The following is a 12,843-nucleotide window of genomic DNA, read 5'->3' as shown; positions in this document are numbered from 1 at the left end:
CGTTGCTTATTCTGTTAAAGAAGAGGCAGCGACATTATGTACTGGTGTAATTCTGTCAACCCTGATCCAGTTCATTCCTGCTGCTTCGGCCGACTTTATGCCCGGGTTACCATCTTCAAATACCAGGCAGGCTTCAGGAGCGACACCAAGCTTTTCTGCAGCCAATAAAAAAGGATCCGGGTAAGGCTTTCCTTTAGCCGTGTCTTCTGCACAAACTAAAACATCTACCAGCGAGTCAATTTCCAGCACTTCCAGCGTTTTCCGGATCATACGCCTGGAACCACCAGATACGACACCAATCTTTACGCGGCCCACGTGGCTCAGCAGGTGGTCAACCACAAAGCGTACAGGCTTCGTCTTCAGAATAAATTCGTTGTAAAACAGGTCCGATTTCAAGGCTACAAATTCTTCCGGGTCCAGGTTAGCGCCGTAGCGTTTGTTTATCTCTACTACCACTTCCGGTATCGGCAAACCGGCAAACTCATCAATGATAGCAGGGTCTATGGTTACGCCTTTACTGGCGGCAACTTTCACATAGGTTTCTTTATGGGCCTGCATGTTGTCGGCCAGGGTGCCGTCACAGTCATACAAAAAAGCCAGGTAGCCTCCCTCCGATAGCTCTGTGAGCCGCTCTAATGCCACATTGTAGGCAATACTGCTATTATAACTAGAATCCATATTCAAATTAAATAAAGCCTGCTGACAGGAGCAAATGACCATACAGCTTCTGCAAACAGGAAAGTATATTACTGGTAATAAATTTTAAAAGCTTATTGTATAGCGGCCACTATTTTGTCCACGGCTCTTCTTAATGTGCCCTGCCTGTTCATCAGCCCGTTGAACAGCAGAATACCGCAGGCGGCACAGGTAATACCGGCCAGCACATCCAGTACATAGTGATGCGAGGTATACACCGCCGCAAACCAGATACCCAGTGTTATGATACCAAACACGGTGTTTGCTGCCCAGCCAAGCCTGTTCCGGAGAGCATAGTAAAAGACTATCAGCGGGTAAGACGAATGTAGCGAGGGCATGGCGGCAAATACATTGGAGCTTTTGGAATAAAGCGAATGAAAAATGCTGATGCCAAAAAAACCGTCGAAACGCGACAGGCCAGCCGTGTTACCCGGTGTGGCGGCTACAAAATCGAACCCATACTGCTGCACATACCAGGGCGGTGCGGCCGGATAAACGTAATACACTATAAAACCCAGCAGGTTTACCAGCAGAAAAGTAAGCAGAAAGTAAATAAACTGCCTTCTGTCTTTCAGGAACCAGAAGAATGCAAAGCCCATGGGCACCGGAATCCAGCTAAGGTAAAACAGGCCACTCATTACATCCAGAAAGGGGGTACTGTGCTGCTGCCAGTATTCATTCGGAGTTAAGATAGTACCACCCTGGTTAATGCCAAACCAGGCTTTCTCCGCCTGGTACAGGTCTGCAATATGCACCGCATTAAACCAGTAGTTCGGGAAAGCCTTCATGTAATCGAACAGTACCCAGAACAGGATAAAGATGGAGAAGCCGGTTATAAACTTTCTGGTAACAGGTGTAATATAATACAGGAAGTTTACCAGCCCCACCAGCGCTAGCTGATCAGTTTTAAAACCCACCAACAGGTACGACAGCAGCAGGTACCCTACCGATAAAGCCAGCATCACCAGCACCGCCTTTCGCGACACGCCCTTTTTTTCTCCTGGCGCCGTAGTTGTTATGCTCATGTTTTTATTTGTCAAAATCAGAGCCGAAAATTTTATCCCACAGGGCCGAGCTAACGCCGTAGCCTTTGGTGTCGTCGGAGTAGTGATGCAGCATGTGGTGCTTTTTCAGCTTTCTCCAGAATTCTCCTTTAAAATTGAAATGATGCAGCGCATAATGCGAAATATCATACACCAGGTAACCAACTACAAAAGCAGCAAAGAAAGCATAAAGCGCTCCTCCTGAAAACACCAGCGAGAAAAGAAGGTACAGGATAAAGGCCATTGGTATACTGGCAGAAGGAGGCATTACCAGTCGTTTTGCATCGTTGGGATAGTCGTGGTGCACACCATGAAAGATAAAGTGCAGGCGCAGTGCCCATTTGGCTTTAGGCACATAGTGGAACACAAAGCGGTGCAGGATATACTCGGTCAGGCTCCATAACAGCAGGCCAAGTGCTGCATACCCTGAAAAAGCAAGTAAGCCCATCTGCTCCACAAACAAAGCTTTCCAGCTAAAGAACAGAATCACCGGAACATAAATAAACAGCGGAACGGTAAAATGTACTTTCGACAAGGCTTCCATCCAATCGTACTTAAACATGCGGACAGATTCCGTGGAATTGGACACAAAATTCTTCTTCATAAATCTAAGGTTTAAAACGCCCTGTAACGGCTTTGCCTGTTGCAGCATCTCTGCCTTTCAGCTCTACATACAAAACATTAGGCACCCAGAATGTACCACCTTCAATCCTGACAAATACACGATCGAGAATGGCTTCTTTCTGGTTGATCGTGGTATAAACATGAAATTTACCGTCTGTACCTTTCCGCAGGTACAAGACCAATTTTGAGTAAGATACAAACTTCAATTCATAGCTGTCTTTGCCCAGCTTTTTGGTGTTAAGCCCATAGGCGAACTTGCGCTGTATGTAGTTTAGCTCTTTCTGCTCTCCCCCATCCGCATAGCGTATCCAGAACGCATGCACCGGCTCTTTCTCATCCAGTGTGCCCTGTGCCGTTCTGTTCAGCTCATACACCACGGTATTGGCATTCGGATCGCGCTGCACAAAAAACATCAGGTCTTTTATACCCTTCGGCACCGGCAGCGTATCCTGCTTTGCTTCCCTTAAATTGCCCGCAGCAAAAACTTTCACGCTCTGCAGGCTTACCAGCAGACACAGCAACAACACGATGTAAAATATATTTCTCAAGGACTAGTATTTTAAAGTATGATTTTTGTCTGCGCAACTACGGTATAACAGATTATACAACAGCACCTTGCTCTTGAACACTTGATGAACATCGGAATCAGCCCCGAAGTTAGCTATAGCCTCAACCCTGGCACTATTTCCAACTCATAGCTCAGCTGCCTTAGCGCATTGCCATTTCCTTTTTCTCCATTGCCTTTTTGGAGTCCATCAATCTATTTACAGCTGTAATATTGGTTAGTACCGCCATAACGGCAATAGGCAGTGTAAACACCGACATTGTTTCAAAAATATGAAATGGAATGCCCGGAATATATACCTTGTAGTCGGCTCCGATAAAAGAGTAGGTGATACCGCAGGCAATGGCGGATATACCAATCAACACCACCCTTTCCGGACGCTGCATCAGGCCGCCTTTACAGTCTACGCCCAGTCCCTCTGCACGGGCACGGGTGTAGCTCACCATCATCGAACCAATCAGGGCCACAAAGGCGAACAGCGAACTGAGCAGGTAGTGGTGTGCGATCAGGTAATAGCAGATGCCCATAAACATGATCATCTCGCTGTAGCGGTCCAGCACCGAATCGTACATAGCCCCGAAAGTCGACTTCATGTTCCCAAGCCGTGCCACCTGCCCGTCCAGCATATCGAACACGCCCGCAAACAGCACCAGCGCTCCGGCCCACCCGACATATTCCAGCTCTCCCCGGTTACTGGTCTCACCACCTACAATAAAGATGGCTGCTACCCCTATATTCAGTACCAGGCCAGTGGTGGTAACTGCATTCGGTGTGAAACCCATCTTGATCAGAAGCCTTACAAAGGGATTGATTACTTTGTATATACCCTGCTGCAGTGCATCACGCAATTCGTTCTTATCCATACTTATAAGCTAATGACAACTGTTTAAAAATCAAACTTGAACCTACCTCTTATACCTATATCTGAAACATTTGGATGATCCAGGTAAGTTAGTCTTTTCACCACATCCACCCGGAAGAATTTAAAGATATTACCCACGCCTACACTTGCCTCCATATAAGGTTTGTTTTCCAGCGTATACGTTGCCTGCCGGCCGTCGCTGAAGGTTGGGAAACGAAACAGCTCCGGATTATTTTCAGGCCTGTTTTCTTCGCGCACCTTGCCATACAAGGCTTTAAACGTGACAAACTCTCTGAGCTTGGTTTTCTTAAGCAAAGGTACTTTGTTAAAGATAAAGCCATTAAAGGTATGGTCGATGTGGATGCTGGCATACTGGTCGCTCACAAACTCCAGGAAGTTCATCAGGTTATACGACTGCAACTGGTACGAATACGTCTGGTTAGCCCGGTGAATCGTGAGCAACGGGAAAGGCACCTGACCGAAGGTATAGCCTCCTTCCGTTACCACATCGGTATAACCTAACTGCGACAGGTAGAAGCGCTTGTAAATGTTCAGGGCCAGGTTCTGGTACTCGTACTGGCTGCCAAACAATCCTTTTATACCTGCTGTACCGCGCAATGTGAGAACCGGGTAGCGGTTTACGACAGGCGTACGGTACAGTTTTCCCTGAAAGAACTGCTCGTTCGGAGCCCAGCGCAGTTCCAGTGTGGCTTCAGAAGTAGTCAGGCCGTGGAGCGGCATCGGTTCGGCTTCACTGGCTGTATCTCCCACCCTGGTATATTCTAAAGAACCTGCCGGTGACTGACGCCAGTTCCGGAAGCCTATTCTGTAAGAGAAATGGTTCTCAAACTCGTGCAGGTAATCTATATTATATGTCTCGTTGTATAGCCACTTGTCGTTTTCGCCGCGCTTAAACGACAGCAGGAAGTTATCCTCCTGCACAAACTGCAGCTCCTGTCCTGGTATTTTGGTATCTTTTTGATAGTTGGCGCGAATTGCCCTTACCGGAAACTCAAAAATAGACCTGTCGGTAAGCGAGTAGGTGCCGCCTACGTAGTACTTCCATTGCTCATCTTTAAAGCCGTACGCCGCATAGGTTTCCAGCATGTATTTTTTGCTGAAATTTGTGGTGGTGCGGCCACCCAGGCGCAGTCGGAAACCTTCCACCGGGTTAAAGCTATAGAAGGTGTTCATCGGCCCGACCTCTATGTTAGGGCCTACCCGTTTATAACCAGCCACAAGCGCTGTTGCCCAGTCCATGGTTCTTCTGAACGACTTCATATGCACCAGACTGTCGATGTTGGTATAAGTTCTGGCCTCTACTGCCGAAAGAGTATCGTGCCGGCTAACCAACCAGAAATTGTCGTCCTGACTATAGGTGTTTTCAGCTTTTACCACAGCATCGCCTTCAAACAGCGTAGCCGGCTGTGCTTCGTTCACTTTATAGTTTTTGTAGGAAACAATGCGTTCGCCGTAAAAGCCTATGTCGCTGTTCTGAGTAATACCAAAATCGGTTTTCAGCTCGCTTTTGCTCAGATGGTAGCGTCCGTCCGGGTTCTGCTCAAAATCCAGGTTAATTTTGAGGTCGCGCACCCAGTTAATGTTCACGCCTTTGCTTACTTCCATGGCCACACGCTGCACTGCATAAGTACCATCCAGCGTTACATACAGGTTACCTGTAAACATAAAGGCAGCCGGGTTGCGTGGCTCGAACTGCAGCCTGGCCAGCTGCTGACCTGTAGCCGTTGTCACGGTGTCTTTCAGGAAGAACTTGTAGAACGTAGGAGCCATATCGGCAATCGGGCTCAGGAACTGGTTGGTCAGGATCATGATATTGTTATCATAGATATCAATATCACGGTACATGTGCTGCATGTACGATGTAAAGCCCTTATTATCAATATACTCCCCGAAGTCTACTTTCTTCTCTGCTTTCACCACCGTTTTGCGACCCTCAGGCGCTTTGCGGTAATAGTGCTGCGAAATATCTTCCTGGATAAAAAATGGCAGAATGGCTTTGCCTTTGATAACAGTCGTATCCAGGTTGCTGGTAATAAAGTCGTACTTGCGCAGGAAGATGTTTCGCTTCAGCTTTTCCGGCGTGTTCACCAGCGACATCTGTGTTTTTTCGTATTGCTCATACTCCACAAAACTGTACTGCTCCGGCCGGTTCTTGGCTTTATTAGCCACTATTTCGCGTATCAGGTCTACGGCAGGGTTGTTCTTGTTGCTGTAGCGGCGCTTGCCGGTTACCACCACTTCGGCCAGTTCTTTGGCATCGCTGCCAAGCTTTACATGCATTACCTGCTCCTCGCCTGGTTTAATAGGGTATGTGGCTGTTTTGTAGCCAACATACGAAAACTGTATTTTATCTTTGAACTGATTTGTTTTAAGCGTGTATTTACCTTCAAAATCAGTGCTTGTGCCTACATTAGTGCCCGGGATGAAAACAGAGACACCGATCAGTGGCTCGTTGGTGGCGGCATCGGTAACACTGCCTTTTACAGTTGTTACCATACCCTGTGCCTTTACCTGGCTTACCATTGTCCCGGAAAACAAAACCAGTAAAAAGCACAGCAACCATTTTATATATGGATGATGTATGTGTTTATCGGAAAACATACCTTTTCTGTATGATATAGTTGTAGAAAAACCCAACCATCAGGGAAACAAAGATTTTGGAGAAGATATAGTTTATGCCCACATAATGCGTTATAGCATAAACACCCGCTGCATTCAGCAGCAGACTTCCCGCCCAAACCATTACATACTTGATTACCTGTGTCGGAATGCTTTTGTCAGATGAATTGAAAACCCAGTTTCTGCTCAGCGTAAAATGTGTAACGCCCCCTGTAACAGTACCCGTTACTGTGCCTGCCACATACCAGAAACCCAAGAGTTCCACAGCGATGATTGTCACCAGAAAATCGACAGCAGAGGCTACCAGAGAAGCCGTCTGTGCCTTCAGGAAGGTGAACATTTAGAGTATCTTGAAGTATAGAAATAATTGTAATATGAAATTTGCGTAAACACCGGCCACTACGTCATCCAGCATCACGCCCCATCCGCCGCTAACTTTCTCCAGCTTCCTGATGTAAAGCGGCTTTGCAATATCAAAAAACCGGAACAATACCAGACCGGCTAACAGCGAGCTACCTGTAATCGGCAGAAACAACAAGCTGATACACATCCCCGCCACCTCATCAATCACCACCTTTTTGTCGTCTTTGCCCCAGTAAGGCTCTACCTCGTTGGCAGACCATACCCCCAGCAGCGTCAGCAGCGCCGTTACAAGCGGCAGCCACCCCACAAGCCGGTCTCCGCCAGCCTGGTGCAGGGCATACAGGCAAAGGCAGGCTGCCACAGCGGCTACTGTGCCTCCTCCCTTGCCTATATAACCAATACCCAGGCTGGTGGAAACGAGTTTGTGTAGTTTTAACATCAAATCAGGTTATAGCGACTCTACCAGCTCCTGGTAATAATCCAGTCCCAGGTGCGTAATCAGGTCTTCGCCCATCAGGTGGCGCAGCGTGTTCTGCAGTTTGATCAGCTGCTTAAAGATGTCGTGCTCCGGACGCAGGCCTTCTGCTGTTTGCGGCGACTTGTAGTAGAACGACAGCCACTCCTGAATACCACTCATACCGGCACGTTGCGCCAGGTCGGTAAACAGAGCCAGGTCCAGTACAATTGGCGCAGCTAAAATTGAGTCGCGGCACAGGAAGTTGATCTTGATCTGCATCTGGTAACCTAACCAGCCAAAGATGTCGATGTTGTCCCAGCTCTCTTTGTTATCACCGTGAGGAGGGTAATAGTTGATACGGATCTTGTGGTAGATATCCCCGTATAGTTCCGGGTTGTCCTCCGGACGAAGAATGTCTTCCAGCACGCCCAGCTTTGATACCTCTTTTGTCTTGAAGTTCTCCGGATCGTCCAGTACCAGACCATCACGGTTACCCAGGATGTTAGAAGAGAACCAGCCTTTGATGCCCAGCGCTCTGGCATGCAGACCAGGAGCAAGGATAGTTTTCATCAGCGTCTGGCCGGTCTTGAAATCTTTACCCGAAACAGCCACACCGTTTTCTTTCGCCAGCTCTACCAGGGCAGGAATATCCACAGTTAAGTTCGGGGCACCGTTTGCAAAAGGAACACCAATTTTAATGGCCGCATAGGCATAGATCATGCTTGGAGAAATGCGTGGGTCGTTGTTACGCAGGCCTTCTTCGAAGGCAGCCACAGTCTGGTGTACTTCGGTTGGCTCCAGGTATACTTCTGTAGAACCGCACCAAACGATCACCAGGCGGTCGCAACCGTTTTCTTCCTGGAAATTGCGCATGTCTTCTATCAGTGCATCTGCCAACTCGTATTTGGTAGCCGCTTCTTTCACGTTTGTACCCGTCAGGTTACGCGCGTAGGCTTTATCAAATACCGCTTTCATAGGCTTGATAGCCTCCAGCTCCGGTTTGATAGCGTGCAACAGGCCTGGCTCCAGTACCTTTGCATTCACAGCAGCTTCGTATACGTTATCTTCGTACACATCCCAGCCACCGAACACAATGTCGTTCAGGTTAGCCAATGGCACGAAATCCTTTATAAGCGGGTTACGGTTTTCTGTTCTTTTACCTAAACGGATATTACCCATTTGAGTAAGGGAGCCTACCGGCTGCGAAATGCCTTTCCTGATCGCCTCTACCCCAGCGATAAAAGTGGTAGCTACTGCACCCAAACCTGGAAGCAGAATACCCAGACGCCCTTCAGCTTTCTTTATTTGATATTCCATCTTAATTATTGTTTCTAAATTGTTGTAATTCTGTTTTATAACCACTTGTTTTCTTTGTACCACTGCAGGGTTTGCGACAGTCCCTTTTCCAGGTCGTATTCTGGTACAAAACCCAGGTCTTTGCGTATGCGCTCTATGCTGCAGTTCCAGTTTTCCGCTGTCAGTTCGCTCAGCTTTTCTTTATTCAGTGCCGGCATTTTATGGCTCGAGGCATATACCGCCTCCAGCAGGTTGGCGATAAGCGTTGCCATCCGCACAGGCACATGCACCTTAACCGATTTCCGGCCCAGGATGCGTTTGGTAATGGTGGCCAGCTGGTAGCGGTCGTAGCTGTTGCCATCCGATACATTATAGCTTACTCCTTTTACCTCTGTGCCTAAAGCCTGCATCACAGCCTTGGCCAGATCCTTTACATACACAAAGCTCAGCCACTGCGGCTTGTCACTGATGTAAGGCTCCAGCCCCAGGTTCAGTGTTTTCAGGATGATAAAAATATCTTTCTCGCGCGGCCCATATACTGCGGTTGGCCGCAACACCACCAGGGGCAATTCCTTTATTTCGGAAAGGTACTGCTCTGCCAGCAGCTTGCTTTTACCATAAGCTGTTACCGGCTGTGCCTTGTGTTCGTCCTGTATCGGCCTGATTTCGTTATAGGCAATAGGGCCCAGTGCAGCCAGGCTGCTGATAAGCACAAACTTCTTCAGCGGAATAGCTGCCCTCGATGCGGCCATACCCAGGTTGCGGGTATACTCGGCATTTATCCGGACATAATCCTGTTCATGTTTGGCCTTGGTGGCGCCTGCTGCATGAACAATGTAAGTGTATTGCTTTTCCTCCAGTTCTTTCTGGAGCGATGCTGTATCAGCGAAGTCGAGCGAGGTATACTGAATCGGGAAAGGTTGGAGGTGTGCTACCTCACTGCTCGCGCGCACCGCAGCATACACTTCCAGTCCTGCCTGCAGCGCAGCTTCAATCAGGTGATAGCCTACAAAACCGCTTGCCCCCGTTATCAGTACCCGTTCCTTCATATCGCTTTCTCGTAAATCCTGTATTTCTTATAAGGCTTCGCCTCCATTTTTACAAGCGCCTGGTTCATCATGACATTATCTTCCAGTATCCAGGAAGCTTCTGCCATCACCAGTCCTTTCTCCTGTCCCTTTTGTATCACGGAGCCATAAAAGCAGGCTTCGATGCCCAGCTTGCGATAACCCTCTACCACACCTAAGGCAATAATGCGCACCGCATTAATTTTCTTTTTCAGCAGGAGCAGCTTAAATATACCTGTTGGCAGCAAGCGTCCTTTTTTAATTTTTTTCAGGATCTGGTTGATATCCGGTATCGCCAGCGAAAAGCCCACCAGTTTCCCTTCATGCTCAGCCACCATACAAAAATCCGGGTCCAGGATCATTTTCAGGTCTTTGGCCAGGTAATCAAACTCTTTGGGTGTCATGGGCACAAACCCCAGGTTCTTATCCCAGGCAGCATTGTATACTTCCCGCAGCCTGGCCGCTTCCTCCTGGTAGTTCTTCATGTTGATCGGCCGGATCGTAATTCCCTTTTGCTCCAAGCGCTTCTGCAGCAACTGCGACAACTTGTAAGGTTTGTCGTTAAAGTTGCCGGCCAGGAACTGGTATGCCAGCAGGTCTACTTTTTTCTGAAAACCCAGCTTTTCGAGCAGTTGCGTATAGTAGGCATAATTATAAGGCATCATGGCTACCGGGGAACTGTCGTAGCCTTCTATCAGCAGGCCGCAGGTTTCGTTGGTAGAGAAGTTAACCGGACCAATAATGGTTTTGGCCCCTTTAGCTACCAGCCACTGGTGCACTTCCTGGAACAGCATGGCCGCTACCTCTCCGTCCTCTACGCAATCAAAAAAGCCAAAGAAGCCATCCTCGGTATGGTTAAAGGCATTGTGATTATTGTTAAGAATAGCCGCTACCCGCCCCACGATTTTATCGTCCTGGTAAGCCAGGAACAGCTGCAGCGAGGAGTGCTCATGGAAAGGGTGTTTTCCAGCAGTCAGCAGGTCCCTTTGCGCTATGTGCAGCTCCGGCACATAAAACGGATCATGCTTATAGAGTTCGTGCGGGAAGTCTATAAATGCTTTTAACTGCTGTTTTGTTTTAACGGGTAATACTTGTTTCATATGCTGCCGCCGTCGTATTTATATGCAGGGATTTAAAAGCATCCGCTATCTTGGCAACCGCCTCTTCTATCTGGCTAAAAGTATGGGTCGCCATCACAGAAAGTCGTATAAGGGTAGAGTCGGCAGGCACAGCCGGTGCTACCACCGGGTTCACGAAAATGCCGTTATCCTGCAGCAGTTTCGTTACCTGAAATGTTTTATCGTTGTCGCGGATGTAAACCGGTATGATAGGCGTTTCGGTTGGCCCTAACTCCAGCCCGGCCGACCTTAACAATTGCGTGGCATAGCGGGTATTGGCCCATAGCCTTTCTATCCGCTCCGGCTCCGATTGTATTATTTCCAACGCAGCCAGGGTACTGGCCACCGACGAAGGAGACATGCTGGCACTAAAGATCAGGGAGCGTGCATGGTGTTTCAGGTACTGGATTGTATCGTAATCGCTGGCAATAAAGCCACCGAGAGAGGCAAGCGACTTACTGAAAGTACCCATAATCAGGTCTACCTTGTCTGTCAGCCCGAAATGAGAAGCAGTTCCAGCTCCCCCCTCCCCTATCACACCCAAACCGTGTGCATCGTCTACCATAATGCTGCCTCCATAGCGCTCGGCCAGTGCCACCAGTTCCGGCAACTTTACAATATCGCCTTCCATACTAAACACACCGTCTACCACGATCAGCTTAATAGCATCGGCAGGCAGCCTGCTCAGCTTCTGCTCCAGGTCCTGCATGTCGTTGTGCCGGTATTTCAGCACTTTAGAAAAAGACAAGCGGCTGCCATCAATAATAGAGGCATGATTATACTCATCCAGCAGAATGTAATCGTTGCGCCCCGTCAGGCTGGAGATAACCCCCAAGTTAACCTGGAAACCAGTACTGAACACAAGCGCCGCATCTTTCCCGACATACTGGGCCAGCCGTTCTTCCAGCTCCAGGTGAATGTCCAGTGTTCCGTTTAGAAAGCGGGAGCCGGCACAGCCGGTGCCATACACATCAATGGCTTTTATGGCCGCCTCTTTAACTTTGGGATGATTTGTCAATCCTAAATAGGCATTAGAACCAAACATCAACACCTTCTTGCCATCAATGACAACTTCTGTATCCTGAGCCGAGGAGATAGATCTGAAATAAGGATAAGCATCCTGAGCCATGGCCCTCTCAGCAGCCTGATATGCAGCGCTTTTCTCACGGGCTATTAATTTTTCTCGAAGTAGATTGCCCATTTCAATATGTTGTTAAATAATAACAATATAATTATTATTATTTTAAATTTAATTAATTGTTAACTTCTTTTCCATGTGCATATAAAAATACTTATAGACCAGAAGCGTATTTCATTCGAAGCAAAGGTAAAAAAATAATGTTATCATAACATATACTTTTCCTGAATATTTTTTTTAGTTCATAACTTAAAGAACTAATCTTGGATTTTCAGCGTCTCTGCCCGCAAATCGTTACTCGCTGCAAGGCTTCCTAATGAAACTAAGCTTTCAGACCATGCATCAGAATATCATGGATAACATCCATTCTGCTTTCGAAGTCGATCACCTTGTTTTCTACCAGCAACCCTATTTCCACTCCCCGGAAAGCACATACCATGGCAAAGGCTACAGCATCGGTATCAGCCGTTTTAAAATGACCGAATTCACCGTTTTCCAGACCGAACCGCAGTATGCTGCGCACCAGGGTTATTTCACGAAGCTCAAACCTCCGGTTTAGCTCCAGGAGATGCTGGATGTTTGCCTGAATATCGCCGCGTACCACCCCGCAAAGGTTTTCCTTATGCTGCAGGATATGAAATTTCGTAACCGAAAAAGCCCTTAGCTTCTCCTCCGCCGTTTGCTTCTTGTCTACTTCCTCCTTCGTGATCCGGAAGACTTCTTCCATCTCCCTGGTCACGACGGCATCAAAGATTTCCTCTTTACTCTTATAGTAGTAGTAAAGGGTGCTTTTGCCCTTGCCTGCAGCTTTGGCTATGTCTTCCATTGTGGTTTTAGCCCATCCAAAACGTTTAAACAGCTTCTGTGCTTTACACAGAACCTCATCCCGGATACCTTCCTCCTTATCATCTAGTTTCATAGACCAAATTCGTTTTACGGTCCAAAATTAAGTATAATTTACATAGGATGTGTTT

General features: G+C 47.8%; 13 protein-coding genes. All 13 read right to left on the bottom strand.

Going from position 1 to position 12,843, the window contains the following annotated elements:
• Positions 1-6: 6 nt before the first annotated feature.
• Positions 7-678 (bottom strand): HAD family phosphatase, encoded by a 672-nt coding sequence (locus C1N53_RS03985; protein WP_137758092.1) that lies wholly within the window; start codon positions 676-678, stop codon positions 7-9.
• Positions 679-770: 92 nt separating this feature from the next.
• On the bottom strand, positions 771-1,721 hold the full coding sequence (locus C1N53_RS03980) for a phosphatase PAP2 family protein (protein WP_137758091.1): 951 nt from the start codon (positions 1,719-1,721) through the stop codon (positions 771-773).
• A gap of 4 nt (positions 1,722-1,725) precedes the next feature.
• Complete coding sequence (locus tag C1N53_RS03975) at positions 1,726-2,343, bottom strand: sterol desaturase family protein (RefSeq protein ID WP_137758090.1); 618 nt, start codon at positions 2,341-2,343, stop codon at positions 1,726-1,728.
• A gap of 4 nt (positions 2,344-2,347) precedes the next feature.
• Positions 2,348-2,911 (bottom strand): DUF4833 domain-containing protein, encoded by a 564-nt coding sequence (locus C1N53_RS03970; RefSeq protein ID WP_240773379.1) that lies wholly within the window; start codon positions 2,909-2,911, stop codon positions 2,348-2,350.
• A gap of 160 nt (positions 2,912-3,071) precedes the next feature.
• Positions 3,072-3,791: a CDP-alcohol phosphatidyltransferase family protein gene (locus C1N53_RS03965; protein WP_137758089.1), complete on the bottom strand. Its 720-nt coding sequence runs from the start codon at positions 3,789-3,791 to the stop codon at positions 3,072-3,074.
• Between the two features lie 23 nt (positions 3,792-3,814).
• Positions 3,815-6,412 carry a DUF5686 family protein gene (locus C1N53_RS03960; RefSeq protein WP_240773378.1) on the bottom strand — a complete coding sequence of 866 codons (2,598 nt, stop codon included), beginning with the start codon at positions 6,410-6,412 and terminating at the stop codon, positions 3,815-3,817.
• Positions 6,399-6,770 carry a GtrA family protein gene (locus C1N53_RS03955; RefSeq protein ID WP_137758088.1) on the bottom strand — a complete coding sequence of 124 codons (372 nt, stop codon included), beginning with the start codon at positions 6,768-6,770 and terminating at the stop codon, positions 6,399-6,401. The genes C1N53_RS03960 and C1N53_RS03955 overlap by 14 nt, the downstream gene beginning before the upstream one ends.
• Positions 6,771-7,232, bottom strand: coding sequence for a phosphatidylglycerophosphatase A (locus tag C1N53_RS03950; protein WP_137758087.1), 462 nt, complete (start codon positions 7,230-7,232; stop codon positions 6,771-6,773). It lies immediately after the preceding gene.
• Positions 7,233-7,241: 9 nt separating this feature from the next.
• A complete protein-coding gene (locus tag C1N53_RS03945) occupies positions 7,242-8,567 on the bottom strand; it encodes an inositol-3-phosphate synthase (protein ID WP_137758086.1) in 1,326 nt (441 codons plus the stop codon).
• 35 nt (positions 8,568-8,602) lie between these two features.
• The gene (locus C1N53_RS03940) at positions 8,603-9,595 is read right to left on the bottom strand and encodes an NAD(P)-dependent oxidoreductase (RefSeq protein ID WP_137758085.1); all 993 of its coding nucleotides are present in this window, start codon (positions 9,593-9,595) and stop codon (positions 8,603-8,605) included.
• The gene (locus tag C1N53_RS03935) at positions 9,592-10,713 is read right to left on the bottom strand and encodes a hypothetical protein (protein WP_137758084.1); all 1,122 of its coding nucleotides are present in this window, start codon (positions 10,711-10,713) and stop codon (positions 9,592-9,594) included. The genes C1N53_RS03940 and C1N53_RS03935 overlap by 4 nt, the downstream gene beginning before the upstream one ends.
• Positions 10,691-11,932, bottom strand: coding sequence for an aminotransferase class I/II-fold pyridoxal phosphate-dependent enzyme (locus C1N53_RS03930; protein ID WP_137758083.1), 1,242 nt, complete (start codon positions 11,930-11,932; stop codon positions 10,691-10,693). Before C1N53_RS03930 ends, C1N53_RS03935 begins: the two co-directional genes overlap by 23 nt.
• Positions 11,933-12,191: 259 nt before the next feature.
• Positions 12,192-12,788 (bottom strand): TetR/AcrR family transcriptional regulator, encoded by a 597-nt coding sequence (locus tag C1N53_RS03925; protein ID WP_137758082.1) that lies wholly within the window; start codon positions 12,786-12,788, stop codon positions 12,192-12,194.
• Positions 12,789-12,843: the final 55 nt, after the last annotated feature.

This window comes from Pontibacter sp. SGAir0037, assembly GCF_005491705.1.
In the GTDB taxonomy this organism is placed as follows: Bacteria; Bacteroidota; Bacteroidia; order Cytophagales; family Hymenobacteraceae; genus Pontibacter.
The sequence above is the reverse complement of the archived record's forward strand: the minus strand, read 5'-3'. Positions and strand labels throughout refer to the sequence as shown.